19 protein-coding genes are annotated in these 16,883 nt (G+C 70.5%); 17 read left to right on the forward strand and 2 right to left on the reverse strand.

From position 1 onward, the window contains the following. The first annotated feature begins 24 nt into the window (after positions 1-24). Positions 25-2,226 (forward strand): glycogen debranching protein GlgX, encoded by a 2,202-nt coding sequence (glgX, locus tag AC1DDU_RS15455; protein ID WP_477435611.1) that lies wholly within the window; start codon positions 25-27, stop codon positions 2,224-2,226. A 17-nt stretch (positions 2,227-2,243) separates the two neighbouring features. Here glgX and map read toward each other — a convergent pair whose 3' ends face one another. Beyond that, complete coding sequence (gene map / locus AC1DDU_RS15460; protein ID WP_477435613.1) at positions 2,244-3,026, reverse strand: type I methionyl aminopeptidase; 783 nt, start codon at positions 3,024-3,026, stop codon at positions 2,244-2,246. Positions 3,027-3,143: 117 nt separating this feature from the next. On the opposite strand from map, the gene AC1DDU_RS15465 reads away from it, so the two are divergent. The 9 genes from AC1DDU_RS15465 (at position 3,144) to AC1DDU_RS15505 (ending at position 10,253) form a co-directional block, all read left to right on the forward strand. Further along, positions 3,144-3,638 carry an MFS transporter permease gene (locus AC1DDU_RS15465; protein WP_477435615.1) on the forward strand — a complete coding sequence of 165 codons (495 nt, stop codon included), beginning with the start codon at positions 3,144-3,146 and terminating at the stop codon, positions 3,636-3,638. Between the two features lie 169 nt (positions 3,639-3,807). Next, positions 3,808-4,155, forward strand: a complete 348-nt coding sequence (gene rplS, locus AC1DDU_RS15470; RefSeq protein WP_286289106.1) for a 50S ribosomal protein L19 — start codon at positions 3,808-3,810, stop codon at positions 4,153-4,155. Between the two features lie 132 nt (positions 4,156-4,287). Beyond that, the gene (lepB, locus tag AC1DDU_RS15475) at positions 4,288-5,067 is read left to right on the forward strand and encodes a signal peptidase I (protein ID WP_477435617.1); all 780 of its coding nucleotides are present in this window, start codon (positions 4,288-4,290) and stop codon (positions 5,065-5,067) included. Further along, the gene (locus AC1DDU_RS15480) at positions 5,064-5,723 is read left to right on the forward strand and encodes a ribonuclease HII (RefSeq protein WP_477435619.1); all 660 of its coding nucleotides are present in this window, start codon (positions 5,064-5,066) and stop codon (positions 5,721-5,723) included. Before lepB ends, AC1DDU_RS15480 begins: the two co-directional genes overlap by 4 nt. Positions 5,724-5,785: 62 nt before the next feature. After that, a complete protein-coding gene (locus AC1DDU_RS15485) occupies positions 5,786-6,109 on the forward strand; it encodes a DUF2469 family protein (RefSeq protein WP_127818250.1) in 324 nt (107 codons plus the stop codon). A gap of 111 nt (positions 6,110-6,220) precedes the next feature. Beyond that, on the forward strand, positions 6,221-6,589 hold the full coding sequence (locus tag AC1DDU_RS15490) for a YraN family protein (RefSeq protein ID WP_477435621.1): 369 nt from the start codon (positions 6,221-6,223) through the stop codon (positions 6,587-6,589). Then, positions 6,586-8,109 carry a YifB family Mg chelatase-like AAA ATPase gene (locus AC1DDU_RS15495; RefSeq protein WP_477435622.1) on the forward strand — a complete coding sequence of 508 codons (1,524 nt, stop codon included), beginning with the start codon at positions 6,586-6,588 and terminating at the stop codon, positions 8,107-8,109. Before AC1DDU_RS15490 ends, AC1DDU_RS15495 begins: the two co-directional genes overlap by 4 nt. Beyond that, complete coding sequence (gene dprA / locus AC1DDU_RS15500) at positions 8,106-9,290, forward strand: DNA-processing protein DprA (protein ID WP_477435624.1); 1,185 nt, start codon at positions 8,106-8,108, stop codon at positions 9,288-9,290. Before AC1DDU_RS15495 ends, dprA begins: the two co-directional genes overlap by 4 nt. Positions 9,291-9,341: 51 nt before the next feature. Next, the gene (locus AC1DDU_RS15505) at positions 9,342-10,253 is read left to right on the forward strand and encodes a tyrosine recombinase XerC (protein ID WP_477435626.1); all 912 of its coding nucleotides are present in this window, start codon (positions 9,342-9,344) and stop codon (positions 10,251-10,253) included. A gap of 6 nt (positions 10,254-10,259) precedes the next feature. Here the strand turns inward: AC1DDU_RS15505 and AC1DDU_RS15510 are convergent, their stop codons facing one another. Continuing rightward, positions 10,260-10,814 (reverse strand): peptidoglycan DD-metalloendopeptidase family protein, encoded by a 555-nt coding sequence (locus AC1DDU_RS15510; protein WP_477435628.1) that lies wholly within the window; start codon positions 10,812-10,814, stop codon positions 10,260-10,262. Positions 10,815-11,146: 332 nt separating this feature from the next. Here AC1DDU_RS15510 and rpsB point away from each other — a divergent pair, with 332 nt between their 5' ends. From rpsB to AC1DDU_RS15545, 7 genes are all read left to right on the forward strand, one after another. Then, positions 11,147-12,106 (forward strand): 30S ribosomal protein S2, encoded by a 960-nt coding sequence (gene rpsB / locus AC1DDU_RS15515; RefSeq protein ID WP_477435630.1) that lies wholly within the window; start codon positions 11,147-11,149, stop codon positions 12,104-12,106. Positions 12,107-12,192: 86 nt separating this feature from the next. Further along, positions 12,193-13,020 (forward strand): translation elongation factor Ts, encoded by an 828-nt coding sequence (gene tsf / locus AC1DDU_RS15520; RefSeq protein ID WP_477435632.1) that lies wholly within the window; start codon positions 12,193-12,195, stop codon positions 13,018-13,020. Positions 13,021-13,104: 84 nt separating this feature from the next. After that, complete coding sequence (pyrH, locus tag AC1DDU_RS15525) at positions 13,105-13,824, forward strand: UMP kinase (RefSeq protein ID WP_477435634.1); 720 nt, start codon at positions 13,105-13,107, stop codon at positions 13,822-13,824. A gap of 50 nt (positions 13,825-13,874) precedes the next feature. Continuing rightward, entirely contained in the window at positions 13,875-14,429 is a 555-nt protein-coding gene (frr, locus tag AC1DDU_RS15530; protein WP_477435636.1) for a ribosome recycling factor, read from the forward strand. Positions 14,430-14,438: 9 nt separating this feature from the next. Continuing rightward, positions 14,439-15,479: a phosphatidate cytidylyltransferase gene (locus tag AC1DDU_RS15535; protein WP_477435637.1), complete on the forward strand. Its 1,041-nt coding sequence runs from the start codon at positions 14,439-14,441 to the stop codon at positions 15,477-15,479. After that, complete coding sequence (locus tag AC1DDU_RS15540; protein WP_477435639.1) at positions 15,476-16,039, forward strand: DivIVA domain-containing protein; 564 nt, start codon at positions 15,476-15,478, stop codon at positions 16,037-16,039. Before AC1DDU_RS15535 ends, AC1DDU_RS15540 begins: the two co-directional genes overlap by 4 nt. 59 nt (positions 16,040-16,098) lie before the next feature. Next, positions 16,099-16,881 carry an aggregation-promoting factor C-terminal-like domain-containing protein gene (locus AC1DDU_RS15545; RefSeq protein ID WP_477435641.1) on the forward strand — a complete coding sequence of 261 codons (783 nt, stop codon included), beginning with the start codon at positions 16,099-16,101 and terminating at the stop codon, positions 16,879-16,881. Positions 16,882-16,883: the final 2 nt, after the last annotated feature.

Below are 16,883 nucleotides of genomic sequence, written 5' to 3' on the forward strand. Positions count from 1 at the left end.
CGACCCACCGCGAGGAGGACATCCGTGCACACCTGGCCGGGATCGGCGTATCCGCTCGGGGCGACCTTCGACGGGAGCGGCACGAACTTCGCCCTGTTCAGCGAAGGCGCCGAACGGGTCGAGCTGTGCCTGTTCGGGGAACGTGGCGCGGAGACGCGCGTGGACCTCGTCGAGGTGGACGCGTTCGTGTGGCACGTGTACGTGCCCAACATCCAACCCGGGCAGCGCTACGGCTACCGGGTCCACGGCGCGTACGACCCCGCCCAGGGGCTCCGGTTCAACTCCGCCAAGCTGCTCCTCGATCCCTACGCGAAGGCGGTCGAAGGTGCCGTCCGCTGGGGACAGCCGCTGTACGGCTACACCTTCGGCGACCCCGACTCCCGAAACGACGAGGATTCCGCCGCAGACATGATGAAGGGGGTGGTCGTCAACCCGTTCTTCGACTGGGCCGGCGACCGCAGGCCCGGGACGCCCTACTCGGAGACGCTCATCTACGAGGCGCACGTGCGGGGTCTCACGATGCGGCATCCGGCCATCCCCGACGAGATGCGCGGCACCTACAGCGCCCTCGCGCACCCCGCGATCATCGAGCATCTCCTGAAGCTCGGCGTCACCGCCATCGAGCTCATGCCGGTGCACCAGTTCGTGGACGACGCCATCCTCCAGGACAAGGGACTGTCCAACTACTGGGGCTACAACACCATCTCCTTCTTCGCCCCGCACAACCGTTACGCCGCGACAGGTCAGCGCGGACAGCAGGTGCAGGAGTTCAAAGGCATGGTCCGGGCGCTGCACGCCGCGGGGATCGAGGTGATCCTCGACGTCGTCTACAACCACACCGCGGAGGGCAACCACCTCGGACCCACGTTGTCGATGCGCGGCATCGACAACGCCGCCTACTACAAGCTCGAAGACGACAAGCGCTTCTACACCGACTACACCGGCACGGGGAACAGCCTCAACGTGCGCAACCCGCATTCGCTGCAGTTGATCATGGACTCGCTGCGGTACTGGGTGCTCGACATGCACGTCGACGGATTCCGCTTCGACCTCGCCTCGGCGCTGGCACGCGAGTTCTACGACGTCGATCGCCTCGCCACGTTCTTCGAGCTCGTGCAGCAGGATCCGGTGGTGTCGCAGGTGAAGCTCATCGCCGAGCCGTGGGACGTCGGCCCCGGCGGGTATCAGGTCGGCAACTTCCCGCCGCAGTGGACGGAGTGGAACGGCAAGTACCGCGACACCGTCCGGGATTTCTGGCGCGGCGAGCCGCAGGCTCTCGGCGAGTTCGCCTCACGGCTGACCGGATCCAGCGACCTGTACGAGCACTCCGGGCGCCGGCCGGTGGCATCCGTCAACTTCGTCACGGCGCACGACGGCTTCACGCTGCGCGACCTCGTCTCGTACAACGAGAAGCACAACGACGCCAACGGCGAAGGCGGACGCGACGGCGCCGACGACAACCGCTCCGACAACTTCGGCGTCGAAGGACCCAGCGACGATCCCGCCGTGCTGACGCTGCGTGCTCGCCAGCAGCGCAACCTCATCGCCACGCTGCTGCTCAGCCAGGGCGTGCCGATGCTGCTGCACGGCGACGAGCTGGGCCGCACGCAGCAGGGGAACAACAACGGCTACGCGCAGGACAACGAGACGACGTGGGTCGACTGGGATGCCGCCGACCTGCCGCTGCTGGAGTTCACCGCCGCGATGGCGCGGCTGCGGCGGGATCACCCGACCTTCCGCCGGCGACGGTTCTTCGAGGGCCGTCCGGTGCGCCTGGACGTCGGGACCACCGTCCAGGACATCGCGTGGCTGCGCCCCGACGGCACGCTGATGCAGCCCGAGGACTGGGACTCGGGATTCGGCCGGGCCGTGGGGGTGTTCCTCAACGGACTCGGCATCCGCGAGCAGGATCGCCGTGGCGAGGAGATCCGCGACCGCCACTTCATCGTCCTGTTCAACGCGGGCGACGACATCATCGACTTCCGCATCCCGGTGGTCGAGCACAGCCCCGACTGGGAGGTCGTCATCGACACCGCGGGGGAGCGGGCCGACTCGGCCGTGCTGGAACCGGGCGAGGTCGTCCGTCTGGCGGCCAAGTCGCTCATCGTGCTCAGCGAGCACCCGCGGGTGGAACGCGAGATGGATCACTCCGTCGCGGCGTCGCTGGCGGCGCTGGCGGCCGCGACGCCGCCCGCCCACGCTCCGCGCGCAGAACTGCGCACCTGAGCAGACGCGACCGGGGCTCAGTCGACGCCGAGCCAGGACCGATCGGTGAGGACGATCGGTCCGTCCTCGGTGATCGCCACGGTGTGCTCGGAGTGCGCGCCGCGGGAGCCGTCGACCGAGCGCAGCGTCCAGCCGTCGGGATCGGTGATCAGCTCGTCCGTCGTCTGCAGGAACCACGGCTCCAGCGCCATCACCAGCCCGGCGCGCAGCGGGTAGCCGCGCCCCGCCTTGCCGTCGTTGGGGATGTGCGGGTCACCGTGCATGATGCGGCCGACGCCATGGCCGCCGAAGTCGGTGTTGATCGAGTAGCCGTCGCCGTGCGCGACCGCCGCGATCGCGGCCGAGATGTCGCCGATGCGGTGGCCGACGGTCGCGGCCGCGATGGCGGCATCCAGCGCCCGCTCGGTGGTGTCGATCAGCGCGAGATCCTCGTCGCGCGGCGTGCCCACGACGAACGAGACCGCGGAGTCGGCGACCCAGCCGTCGACCGAGACGGCGAAGTCGAGTGACACGAGGTCGCCGTCGCACAGCGCGTAGTCGAACGGCAGTCCGTGCAGCACCGCGTCGTTGACCGATGTGCAGATGACCTTGCCGAAGGGTCGCGCCCCGAACGAGGGGTGGTAGTCGATGTAGCACGACTCGGCGCCGGCGCGGCGGATCAGGTCGTGCGCGCGGCGATCGATCGCCAGGAGGTTCGTGCCCACCCGGGTCTCGTCGCGCAGCGTCGCGAGGGTCTCGGCGACGAATCGCCCTGCGGGCTTCATCGCCTCGATCTCGGCAGGAGTGCGCAACTCGATCATGGGGGGTCCTCTCGTTTCCCTCCATTCTTGCCGACTCCGCGAGGCGTGGCTGGGAGGATGCTCCGGGGCGCGCGGATGCGGACCACGACGATCGCCCGCGGGCGTAGCATCGGAGGCATGTGGCTGCGTCGCGCGTTCTTCGGCTGGCTCATCCCGGCCGCTTTCGTACTGCCGCTGTGGCTGCTGGTCGGATGGGCCGTCTTCAATGCGGGCGGCTGGGCGTTCCTGTGGGTGCTGTTCCTGGCCATCCCCGGCGTGTTCCTGTGGCAGCTCCTGCTCACCCTCCTCGTGCGTGCGCGAGGCACCGTGCGCGCCCATCGCGCCGTGTCGTGGTGGGACGTCCTCGGCTTCACGGTGTGGCACGCGCTGGTGATCTCGCTCGGCTTCTTCGCGCAGTCGTGGTGGGCGCCGGTGATGGTCGTCGCGATCCTCGCGGGGGTCGGACTGTTCTGGCTCGAGCTGTGGCAGCTGTGGAGCGAGGCCCGCCCTTCACGGTTCGTGCTGCATACGACCGACGGTGTCGCGTACATCCCGGCGCAGGCGGACGCTCCGGATCCCGTGGCGCAGGAGGTCATCGTGATCACCGAGAAGCAGGGACCGCCCGCAAGCTGACGTGGTTTGGCGGGGTGCGGCATCCATGGCAGAATGGTTGTTTGTGCCCTGACCGGTTCTGCCTCAGGGGAACCAGCTGTACGGCGTCACGCCGGAGGCCTGCGGCACGCTCATTCCTTTTACCATCATTCCCGCGGTCGACCTGTGGCGGCCGCAGAGAGAGACGATCATGCAGATCCTCGACGCCGTCGACGCGGCTTCGCTCCGCTCCGACATCCCGGAGTTCGCCCCCGGCGACACCGTGAAGGTGCACGTCAACATCACCGAGGGCAACCGCTCCCGCATCCAGGTCTTCCAGGGCGTCGTCATCGGCCGCTCGGGCGACGGCGTGCGCGAGACCTTCACCGTCCGCAAGATCAGCTTCCAGGTCGGCGTCGAGCGCACCTTCCCGGTGCACTCCCCGGTCATCGACCACATCGAGGTCGTGACCCGTGGTGACGTGCGTCGCGCGAAGCTCTACTACCTGCGCAACCTCCGTGGCAAGAAGGCCAAGATCAAGGAGAAGCGCGACAACTGACACCTGCTGTCACAGCGCATTCGACGAAGCCCCGGACCGGCGTGTCCGGGGCTTCGTCGTTCTCCGGGACGGCCAGGAGTGTGCGACCCTTGAAGGCGGGCGCCGCGACCGTCGACACCCTGAAGGATCCCCATGACGACCGAGAAGTCGGCCCCGGCAGAGCCGGCGGAGACGCCCGCGGCGGACGCGGCCACCATCCAGCCCCGTCGCCGTGGCTGGCTGATCTTCCTTCGCGACGTGCTCGTGATCATCCTGATCGCGGTGCTGGTGTCGCTGGTCGTCAAGACCTTCGTCGTCCGCTCGTTCTACATCCCCTCCGGCTCGATGGAGGACACCCTCCACGTCAAGGACCGCATCCTCGTCGACGAGATCACGCCGCGCTTCGGCGGGTACGAGCGCGGCGACATCGTGGTGTTCCGGGATCCGGGCGGCTGGCTGCCGCCGAGCACCGAGCCGCCTCGCCCGCCCGTGGTCGAGGGCATCGAGTGGGTGCTCTCGCTCGTAGGCCTGGCGGCCCCCGACAGCGACGACCACCTCGTGAAGCGGATCGTCGGCCTCCCGGGCGACCACGTCGTGTGCTGCAACGCGCTCGGCCAGATCACCGTGAACGACGTGCCGATCGACGAGAGCGCGTACATCGAGGTGCCGCCGGGGGAGTCCGCGGCATCCGGCGACCCCTTCGACGTCGTGGTCCCCGACGGCAGCCTGTGGGTGCTCGGCGACAACCGCTACCGCTCGAAGGACTCGCGCTACAACACCGACCAGCCCGGCAAGGGATTCGTGCCGATCGACAACCTCGTCGGGCGTGCGTTCCTGGTGACCTGGCCGTTCGACAGGTTCGGTCTGCTCGACTTCCACCACGAGGTGTACGCCGGCGTCCCGGACCCCGTCCAGGAGAGCGACTCGCGATGACCGTCGCCGAGCCCCGGCTCACGCTCGAGCGGCGCCTGCTGCGCGAGCACGCACTCGTGATCGCGTGCGACGAGGTCGGGCGCGGCGCGCTGGCCGGTCCCGTCGCCGTCGGCGCGGCGGTGGTGGATCCGGTGCGCTCGCGCAAGCGGATCCCGCAGGGTCTGCGCGACTCCAAGCTCGTCCCGGAGCCGAAGCGCGCCGATGTGGCCGCCCGCGCGGCGACGTGGGTGGCGGCCAGCGCCGTGGGCTGGGCGAGCTCGGCGGAGATCGACGAGATCGGGATCATGCGCGCGCTGGGCCTGGCGTCGATCCGTGCGCTGGCTGATCTGCGCGCGCAAGGGGTCGTCCCCGAGGAGGCGATCGTCATCCTCGACGGCAACTACGACTACATCACCCCCGCCGGTGCGTGGGGTCTCACCGTGCGGCCGGTGATCAAGGCCGATCGGGACTGCGCGTCCGCGGCCGCGGCATCCGTGATCGCGAAGGTGGCCCGCGACGGGCTCATGACCGAGCTGCACGATGAGCTCCCCGTGTACGACTGGGCTCGCAACAAGGGGTACGCGAGCCCCGACCATCGCGAGGCGATCCGCACGCACGGGATCAGCCGCCACCATCGTGCGTCCTGGTCGATCGCCGAGGCGCCCACCCTGTTCTGAGCGTTCGCCGGCGGCGGACCCTGGGGTGCGGCATCCCTTCGCGCCCATAGGATGGAAGCACCATGGATGACGACGTCTTCGAAGACTACGACCGCGAGCTCGAACTCGCGCTGTACCGCGAGTACCGCGACGTCGTCTCGCAGTTCCAGTACGTGATCGAGACCGAGCGCCGCTTCTACCTCGCCAACGAGGTGAACGTCGTGCGCCGCGACACCGAGCACGACTTCTACTTCGAGATCTCGATGTCCGACGTGTGGGTGTGGGACATCTACCGCGCCGACCGCTTCGTGAAGGCGGTGCGCGTGCTCACGTTCAAGGACGTCAACGTCGAGGAGCTCTCCCGCCGGGACTTCCACCTGCCCGAGGAGCTCTCGCTCGACACGTGAGCGGGACGTCCGCTCCTCCCCAGGTCGGCGATCCCGGCATCTTCCGCCTGTTGTGAACGGATGCCGCATCCTGCCGTCCTCGCGAGCGCCCTCTCGCGCGACGATGCCGGAATGGCAGACAAGGACCTTCTCGGGCGTGCGGGCGAGGACCGCGCCGCCCGCTACTTCGAAGAGCTCGGGTTCGCGGTCCTCGCCCGCAACTGGCGGTGCCGAGCAGGCGAACTGGACCTGGTCGTGGCGGACGCCTCCGCCGTCGTGGTCGTCGAGGTCAAGACGCGTCGCAGCGACGACTACGGCCACCCGCTCGAGGCGATCGACGCGCGCAAGCGTGCGCGGTTGTGGCGTCTCGCGATGGCATGGGCCGGCGCTCACCGCGACCAGATGCAGGGCCGCCGCCTGCGCATCGACGCGATCGGGCTGACCGGCGCCGACCCCGCCGCTGCGCGCCTGGAGCACCTCGCCGACGTGGAGGTGCCGTGAGCGTCGCGCGCACGTGGGCGGTGGCGCTGGTGGGCGCCCAGGGCGAGTGCGTCGAGGTGGAGGCGGATCTGTCGCAGCAGACGCCGGAGTTCCGCATCATCGGCCTGCCCGACAAGGCGCTGGGCGAGGCGGTGCAACGCGTGCACAACGCCTGCGCGAACAGCGGCGTGCCGCTTCCCCGGCGGCGGCTGACGGTCAACCTGTCGCCGGCGAGCCTTCCCAAGCAGGGCTCCGGGTTCGATGTCGCGATCGCGGTGGCGTCCCTCGCGACCGAGGCGACGATGGACGTCTCGTCGATCTCGGCGACCGTGCACATCGGCGAGCTCGGGCTCGACGGGCGCCTGCGGCCCGTGCCGGGTGTGCTGCCGGCCGTGGTCGCCGCGCGACGAGCCGGGCATCGTCGCGTGGTGGTGCCGCACGCGAACGGGGCGGAGGCCGAGCTCGTCGACGGGGTCGAGATCTTCGCCGCGGTCAACCTCGCGCAGGTGATCGCGTGGCACGGCGGCGACATCGAGGTGCCCGACGACGTCCCGGTGGCGATGATCGACGACGACCCGGTCCGCGGGCCGGAGCCCGACCTCGCCGACGTGATCGGCCAGCGCGACGCCGTCGAGGCGCTCATCGTGGCGGCCGCGGGCGGCCACCACCTGCTCATGTGCGGGCCTCCTGGCGCGGGGAAGACGATGCTCGCACGCCGGCTCCCCGGCATCCTTCCCGAACTGGACGACAGCGCGGCCCTCGCCTGCGCGTCGATCCGGAGCCTGTCGGGGTCGCGGGTCGTCGAGCTCTCACGCACGCCTCCGTTCGAGGCGCCGCACCACAGCGCCAGCGTGGCGGCGCTGGTGGGCGGCGGGTCGCGCGTGGTCCGCCCCGGAGCGATCGCGCGGGCGAGCGAGGGAGTGCTGTTCCTCGATGAGGCGGGGGAGTTCGCCGCCAGTGCTCTGGACGCGCTCCGTCAGCCGCTGGAGTCCGGCGCCATCGCCATCGACCGCGCCGGCGCGCATGCGCAGTACCCGGCGCGCTTCCAGCTCGTGCTGGCCACGAACCCCTGTCCCTGCGGTGACTACGGCATCCGCGGCGGGACGTGCACGTGCCCGCCGGCGGCGGTACGTCGATACCTCGGCCGGCTGTCGGGACCGCTGCTGGATCGCATGGACATCGAGCTGACGCTGACGCGTGTCTCGGTCGCGCAGCGCGACGCCTACCCCGTGACTTCGACGGCGGTGGCGCGCAGTCGCGTCGCCGAGGCGCGTGCCCGCGCGCGACGTCGTCTCGCAGGTACCCCGTGGCGGCTGAACGCCGAGATCCCGGGGGCGTGGCTGCGTGAGGGACCGCTCGCGCCGTCACCGGTCGTGCGTCGGCCGCTGGATGCCGCGCTGCACCGCGGGGTGCTGACGCTGCGGGGATACGACCGCGTGCTGCGGGTGGCGTGGTCGCTGGCCGACATCGAAGGGCGCGAACAGCTCGGACCCGCGCACGTCGGCAAGGCGCTGTACCTGAAGAAGGGGATCGCGCTGTGACGGCGTTCGATCTCAGCGCCGCGGCGGCGTCGCGTGCTCTCGCGTCCCTGCGTCCCGATCTCGCCGGCGAGCAGGCACGTGCGCGGTACGCCGTCGCCGTGTGGTGCTGCCTCATCGAACCCGGCGACTCGGTCGCGGGCCGCATCGTGGCGGCCCGCGGGTCCGTCGAAGGGCTCGAGGCGATGCTGTCGGGTGGAGCGCTGCCCGAGGTCGCCTCGGGGGAGCTGGCCGACGCCCGCAGGCGATGGATGCCGCGACTGTCTTCGCGCGCGGTCGCCGACGCGCTCCAGTCCGCGGCGGCGCGTCGGGTCGTGCTGGTGACCCGTGACGACCCGGAGTGGCCGACCCAGGTGGACGACCTCGACGGGCACGCGCCGTTGTGCCTGTGGGTGCGCGGAGACGTCGCGGCGCTGGCGCGGTTGCAGGACTCCGTCGCGATCGTGGGCGCCCGCGCCGCGACCCGGTACGGCGAGCAGGTGGCGATGGAGCTGGCCGCGGAACTGGCCGGCGACGGGGTGCCCGTGATCTCGGGCGGCGCCTACGGGATCGACGGCGCTGCGCATCGGGCGGCACTCGCGGTCGGCGGACTGACCGCCGCACTGCTCGCCGGCGGCGCCGACCGCGCCTACCCCGCAGGGCACACCCAGCTGATCGACGACGTGGTCAGGGACGGCGTGGTCGTGAGCGAGGTGCCGTGCGGCACCGCACCGACGAAGTGGCGGTTCCTCCAGCGCAATCGCCTCATCGCCGCGCTGTCGGCGGCGACGGTGGTCGTGGAGGCGGGGTGGCGCAGCGGCTCGCTCAACACCGCCGGGCACGCGGCCGCGCTGGCCCGGCCGCTGGGCGCAGTGCCCGGCCCGATCACCTCCGCGACGTCGGCCGGCACGCACCGGCTGATCCGCGAGTACGGTGCCCAGTGCATCACGGGCGCCGACGACGTGCGCGAACTGCTGGGCGTTGTGCCCGCGCGACAGGGAGCGATGCCCTCCGAAAACGGGCGCACCGACGACCTGTCCCGCGTGAAAGACGCGATGAGCACGCGCGTCTGGAGAGACACCGGCGACATCGCGCGGCGAGCGGGAATCGCTCCCGATGCCGTTGCGAGCATGCTCGGTCTGCTGCGCCTGGAGGGCGCGATCGAAGCGAGCGCCGAAGGTTGGCGACTGCGCCGCGTCGCATGAGCCCGGTGCGTCGCACCGACGTCGGCACGGGCGGGGGAGCAAGCTGGTGGGGTGAACATCACCGAGTCGGCGGCGGCGTACCTGCGCCATGTCGCCGACGTGCGGCGGCTGTCGCCCGCGACGGTCAAGGCGTACCGGTCAGATCTCGCGGGACTGGCCGCCGCCTGCGGTGACGTCGAGTTGGCCGACGTGGGACTCGACCAGCTCCGGGACTGGCTGTGGGTCGCGGTCCAACGCGGCGACAGCAGGGCGACGATCGCCCGTCGCTCCGCCGCGGTTCGCGGGTTCTTCTCGTGGGCGACGGAGACCGAGCTCATCCACGTCGACCCGAGCCTTCGACTGGTCGCCCCCAAGCGCGGTCGCACGCTGCCCAAGGTGGCGACGGTGGACGTGCTGGGGCAGGTGCTCGAGCGGATGGAGCGCGCCGCCGCCGACGGCGACGCGATCGCCCTGCGCGACCACGCGATCCTCGAACTGCTCTACGGCTCGGCCCTGCGCGTGTCCGAACTGTGCGGCCTGGACATCGACGACCTCGACCGCGAGCGGCGCACCGCCCGGGTTCTCGGCAAAGGATCGAAGGAGCGCGTCGTCCCGTTCGGCCTGCCGGCCGCAAGGGCGGTGGACGCCTACCTCGTGCGCGGACGCTCGGCGCTGGCCGCGCGGGCAGTGGAAGGTGGCACGCCTGCGGCATCCGCTCTGTTCCTAGGTGCCCGCGGCGGGCGGATCGGGCCGAGGGCGGTCTACGACCTCGTCTCGCGGGAATTGGGACCGCAGCTGGGCGCACAGGTCGGCCCCCACGCCCTGCGGCACTCCGCGGCGACGCATCTGCTCGACGGCGGCGCCGACCTGCGCGCCGTGCAGGAGATGCTCGGTCACGCCAGCCTCGGCACGACGCAGATCTACACGCACGTCTCGAGCGAACGCCTCGCCGCGTCCTACCGGCTGGCGCATCCGCGCGCCTGATCAGGTTCAGCAGCAGGGCAGGAGCACGGCCCGCGGCACCCCGCCCAGCAGGACGAGCGGATTGATGTAGGCGCCGTCCAGGCGTACCCCCAGGTGCAGGGTGCCCGCGGCGGCATGACCACCGGTCGCGAGCCGGCCGACCGCGGTTCCCGCCGCCACGACGGCGCCGGCCGCGAGGTCCGAGGCGACCGGTTCGAGCGTGGAGACCAATCCGTCGCCGTGGTCGATCGTGACGACCCCGCGCCCGGCCACCTGCCCGGAGAACGCCACCACACCCGGCGCCGGGGCGCGGACGGTGTCGTCGCCGAGCGGCGCCATGTCGATGCCGCGGTGCCCGGGCCCGTACTCGTGCGCCGGCGCGACGAATGGGCGCTCCAGGCGGAACGGGCGAACCGGCCACTCCCAGTCCCGCGACAGCGCGACCGTCCCTCCCGGCGCGGGCGCGTCGTCGCCCCGCGCCTGCGCAGTGCCCGCAGCGCACAGCAGGGTGGCCACGCACACCGCGACCGCGAGAGCGCGTGCGTTCGCGCGGCGAGCCGGCGGCCGCATCGGGATGGTCATGAGGCGACTTTCGCTCACCCGCGACAGCCCCGGAAACGGATGCCGCAGACCGGCGCGGAGCCGCGGTCGACCGCCGTCGGGGGAGGAAGGTCCGCAGGGTCGCCGGCTGATACACTGGGTGAGCACTCCGCATGTCGGGGTGACTCCGCGTGCCCACAGCGCTGAAACCCCTGAGTCTGACGAAGGGTGAGGCGCGGCATCCATCCCCAACGGTCCCTGCGAACGCTCACGAGCGGACGCGAGGCGGGAATGAGCCGGGCACCAGGCTCGCCGGAACCTCCGGCGCGAGAACAACCGCAACAGGCGCGAACGCGCCGGACAGGAGAACGGCCATGGCCGTCGTCACCATTCGCCAGCTGCTCGACAGCGGCGTCCACTTCGGACACCAGACCCGCCGGTGGAACCCGAAGGTCAAGCGCTTCATCCTCACGGAGCGCAGCGGCATCCACATCATCGACCTCCAGCAGTCGCTGACGTACATCGACAAGGCGTACGAGTTCGTCAAGGAGACGGTCGCCCACGGCGGCACCATCCTCTTCGTCGGCACCAAGAAGCAGGCGCAGGAAGTCATCGCCGAGCAGGCGACCCGCGTGGGCCAGCCCTACGTCAACCAGCGCTGGCTCGGTGGCCTCCTCACCAACTTCTCGACGGTCTCCAAGCGCCTCGCGCGTATGAAGGAGCTCGAGGAGCTGGACTTCGAGGACCCGGCCGCGAGCGGCTTCACCAAGAAGGAGCTCCTCCTGAAGAAGCGCGAGCTCGACAAGCTGCACAAGTCGCTCGGCGGTATCCGCAACCTCCAGAAGACCCCCTCGGCCATCTGGGTCGTCGACGCCAAGCGCGAGCACCTCGCCATCGACGAGGCCTCGAAGCTCGGCATCCCGGTGATCGGCATCCTCGACACCAACGCCGACCCGGACGAGTTCCAGTACCCGATCCCCGGCAACGACGACGCGATCCGCTCGGTGGGCCTGCTCACCCGCATCATCGCCGACGCCGCCGCGGAGGGCCTGATCCAGCGCCACCAGCCCACCGACGAGACCGCTGACGCGGAGCCCCTCGCCGACTGGGAGCGCGAGCTGCTCGAGCAGGGCGCCGCCGCCGCTGAGGCCGACGCCGTCGAGCTGGACGCCGAGGCCGTCGTGGCCGAGGCCGTCGCCGAGGAGCTGGCCGCCGAGGGCGACGTCGCAGACGCCGTCGTGGTCGAGGCCGCTGCCGAGGAGCTCGCCGCCGAGGCCGTCGTGGCCGAGGCCGTCGCCGAGGAGCTGGCCGCCGAGGCCGGCGACAACGCGTAATCACCTCTTCACGCCCGGCGGAGTCGTCCCAGGACGACTCCGCCGCGGCATCCACGAGAACTCACAGAATCAAGGAGCCGCCACCCATGGCAAACTTCACGATCGCCGACATCAAGACGCTGCGTGAGCAGCTCGGCACCGGCATGGTCGACACCAAGAAGGCGCTCGAGGAGGCCGACGGCGACCTCGAGAAGGCCGTCGAGATCCTGCGCCTGAAGGGCGCGAAGGGCAACGCCAAGCGCGCCGACCGCTCCACCAGCGAGGGCCTCGTCGCCGCGAAGGAGGTCGACGGTCAGGTCACGATCATCGAGCTCAACACCGAGACCGACTTCGTCGCGAAGAACGACCGCTTCCTCGCGCTGGCCGAGAAGGTCCTCGACGCCGCTGCCGCCGCGCACGCCGAGTCGGCCGAGGCCGCCCTCGCCGCGCCCGCAGGTGACCAGACCGTCGCTGAGCTCATCTCGGACGAGGCCGCCATCATCGGCGAGAAGGTCGAGCTGCGTCGCGTCAGCACGCTGTCCGGCGACCACTTCGAGATCTACCTGCACAAGACCAGCAAGGACCTGCCCCCGCAGGTCGGCGTGGTGCTCGCCTACTCGGGCGACGACGCCGAGACTGCTCGCAGCCTCGCGCAGCACATCTCGTTCGCGAACCCGTCCTACCTGTCGCGCGACGAGGTCCCCGAGGCCGACGTCGAGAAGGAGCGCGAGATCGTCACCGAGATCTCCCGCAACGAGGGCAAGCCCGAGGCCGCCCTCCCGAAGATCGTCGAGGGCCGCGTCAACGCGTTCTTCAAGCAGGTCGCCCTGCTCGACCAGGACTACGCCAAGGACAACAAGCTGTCCGTCGCGCAGGTCGCGAAGGACGCCGGTCTGACCCTGACGGGCTTCGCCCGCTTCAAGGTCGGCGCCTGACATTCTGAGAAGGCCCGCATCGGCAATCCGGTGCGGGCCTTTTCTCATGCCCTTCGGTAGTTTGTGGGAGACGAGAGGACCACTGTGATCAACGAGAACACCGGACGCCGCCGCGTCCTCCTGAAGCTGTCCGGCGAGGCGTTCGGGGGTGGCCAGCTGGGGGTGAACCCCGACGTCGTCAGCCAGATCGCACAGGAGATCGCCGCGGCCGTCGACCGCGTCGAGATCGCCATCGTCGTCGGCGGCGGGAACTTCTTCCGCGGCGCCGAGCTGAGCCAGCGCGGCATGGACCGCGGTCGCGCGGACTACATGGGCATGCTCGGCACCGTCATGAACGCCCTCGCGCTGCAGGACTTCCTCGAGCAGGCGGGCGCCGCCACGCGCGTGCAGTCGGCCATCGAGATGACCCAGGTCGCCGAGCCCTACATCCCTCGCCGTGCCGAGCGGCACATGGAGAAGGGCCGTGTCGTGATCTTCGGCGCCGGCGCGGGGCTGCCGTACTTCTCGACCGACACGGTGGCCGCCCAGCGCGCCCTCGAGATCGACGCGCAGGAGGTCCTCGTGGCCAAGAACGGCGTCGACGGCGTGTACACCGCCGACCCGAAGAAGGATGCCTCGGCGACGAAGATCGACCGGATCACCTACCTCGATGCGCTGCAGCGGGGCCTCAAGGTCGTGGACTCGACCGCCTTCAGCCTGTGCATGGACAACCGCATGGATATGCGGGTGTTCGGCATGGAGCCCGCGGGCAATGTCACCCGAGCCCTTCTCGGCGAGTCGATCGGCACTCTCGTCACGGCCTGAGGGCCCCCGCCGATAGACTTGACGAGCCCCATCCACGTGAAGGAGACACTGTGATCGCGGACGTCTTGACCGATGCCGGAGCGCGCATGGACCGCGCCGTCGAGGCTGCGAAGGAGGACTTCGCGACGGTGCGCACCGGACGGGCGAACCCGCAGCTGTTCCAGAAGGTCCTCGTGGACTACTACGGAACCCCCACGCCGCTTGCCCAGCTCGCCTCGATCAACAACCCCGAAGCGCGCACCCTCATCGTCACGCCGTACGACAAGTCGGCGCTGAAGGCGATCGAGCAGGCGATCCGCGACATCCCGAACCTCGGCGTGAATCCCACGAACGACGGCAACCTCGTGCGCATCACGATGCCCGAGCTGACCGAGGAGCGTCGCAAGGAGTACGTGAAGCTCGTGCGCAGCAAGGGCGAGGACGCCAAGGTGCACGTGCGCGGCATCCGTCGCAAGGCCAAGGACGACATCGACGCGCTCAAGGGCGAGGTCGGCGACGACGAGCTGACTCGGGGCGAGAAGGAACTCGACGCGCTCACGCGCGCCCACGTCGACGACATCGACGAGGCGCTCAAGCGCAAAGAGGCCGAACTCCTGGAGGTCTGAGGCCTGCGCATGACGGACGCATCCGAGCCGCCGGGGGGTGACGAACCGGACTCCCCGCAGACGCGGCGCGAGGCCGGTGACGCATGGCGCGCGGCCGATCCGCACGACTCCGGCCAGCTTCAGGCCCATCTCCGCGCCGCCCGCAGCGAGCTCGAGAACCAGGTGGCTCAGGCTCGCGCCGAGTTCGAAGAGGCGAACGAGCGCATCAAGGAGCGCACCGGCCGCGATCTGATCCTCGCGACCCTGATCGGGCTGGCGATCGGCGCCGTGCTGCTGGGGTCGCTGCTGTTCGTGAAGTGGGCGTTCGTGGTGTTCGCCCTCGCGGCGGCGCTGCTGGCGGTGCTCGAGTTCTCCCGGGCGCTCATCGCGAGCGGCCGGCGCGTCGACCTCGTCCCGCAGCTGATCGCGGGCGCGGGCCTCATCGTCTCCGCCTATTTCATCAGCTCCTGGCTGCACTGGGTGGTGCTGTTCGTCGCGCTCGCCTTCGTCGTCGTGTGGCGCCTCGTCGCGCAGATGGCGGCCCACGACGGCCGCACCTACGGCACCGTCCTCGGCGACGTGCTGATCGCCTCGTTCGTGCAGCTGTACGTCGCGTTCCTCGGCAGCCAGTGCGTGGTGCTGCTGAGCAAGGACGGCGGCGAATGGTGGGTGCTGTCGTTCATCATCGTGGCCGTCGCGGTCGACACCGGCGCATACGTCGCCGGGATCACCCTCGGCAAGCACCCCATGGCTCCCCGGATCAGCCCCAAGAAGACGTGGGAGGGCTTCGCCGGAGCAGCCCTGGCAGCGATCGTCGCCGGCGTCCTCGTCGGACTGTTCATGCTCGGACTCGACTGGTGGATGGGCATCGTCTTCGGAATCGTCATCCTCGCCACGGCGACGGTCGGCGATCTGGGAGAATCGATGATCAAGCGCGACCTCGGCATCAAGGACATGAGCTCGTTCCTGCCGGGGCACGGCGGTGTGCTGGACCGGCTCGACTCGATCCTTCTCTCGGCCGTCGGCGCGCTGGCCCTCTACGACTTCCTCACCCCGCTGGTGGCATCATGACGGCATCCGAGACCACATCCCGCTCGTCCTTCCCCGAAGCCCGAGGGCGGGAGAAGGGCTACGAGAAGCAGCCGGTCGACGAGTTCCTCGCCCGCGCGCGCATGTCGTTCGAGCAGGGGACCGAGGTGCTCACCGCCGCCGACATCCGCCAGGCAGCCTTCCCGCTGGTGCGGCACGGCTACGCGATCGCGTCGGTGGATGCCGCGCTCGGCCGCATCGAGGACGCCTTCGCCGCCCGTGAGCGGTCGTCCGCCGTGGCGGCGACCGGAGTGCAGGCATGGGTCGGCCACACGCGCGAGCTCGCGCAGGAGGTGCTGGACCGGCTGACGCGCCCGACCGGGAAGCGGTTCGCCCGCGTCTCGCCGCTGCGGTACGGCTATCGGATCGCCGAGGTGGACCTCGTCACCGACAAGCTCGCGCGGTTCCTCGAGACGGGGGAGTCGGTCACCGTCGAGCAGGTGCGGTCGGTCGCATTCCGCATGCAGCGCGGCGGCTATCGCGAGACGCAGGTGGATGCCGTGCTCGACGCGGTCGTCGAGGTCATGCTCGCCGTCAAGTGACCGGCAGCGGCGGGCCGGATGGAAAGCCCGGTCGCCCCTGTGCAAGAATCGGGACCACTGTGACTTCTGGAAACGAGCCGTACCCGACCAGACGCGCCCGTCGTCACGAGCTGTCGACGCGCACCAGCGCACGGACGGTCCCGACGACCCGACCCGGTGGCGCCGTCGCCACGGCGACCCGCGCCGGCAGCACCGGCGGTGCGCCCGCAACCGCGACCGCCCGCTGGTCGCGCAGCCGTGGCGTCCTCGGCGCCTTCGCCGCCTTCGCGGTGCTGGGCTTCGTCGTCGCGTACATCGGCCCGACGGGGCTGGCGCTGGCGCAGGCGAGCACCGAGGACGAACCCGCGCAGTCGCTGTACGCGAGCTCGCTGGACGACGTCCAGTTCATCGACGGCGTGTCCGACCCTGATGCCGAGCCCGTCGCGCTCGACCGCGGTGGGTACGACGTGTTCGTGAAGCCCAAGCCCAAGCCCGTTCCGACCGCGGTGGCGGCTCCCGCCTCGGGTGGTGGGTGGCGCCCGCCGTTCGTGTCGCCCGATCCCGGGTCCGCGCAGGCGATCGCCTACGACATGGTCCTGGCGCGCGGCTGGGGCGACGACCAGTTCGCCTGCCTGGTGGCGCTGTGGAAGAAGGAGTCCGGCTGGCGCGTCAACGCGTACAACGCCGGCAGCGGTGCCTACGGCATCCCTCAGGCCCTCCCCGGCAGCAAGATGGCCAGTGCGGGCGCTGACTGGGAGACCAACCCGGCGACGCAGATCGCGTGGGGACTCGGCTACGTCGGCGGACGCTACGGCACCCCGTGCGGCGCGTGGGACCACTCGCAGCGCACGGGCTGGTATTGAGC

The sequence above is a fragment of the Microbacterium sp. 05T445 genome (assembly GCF_056395865.1).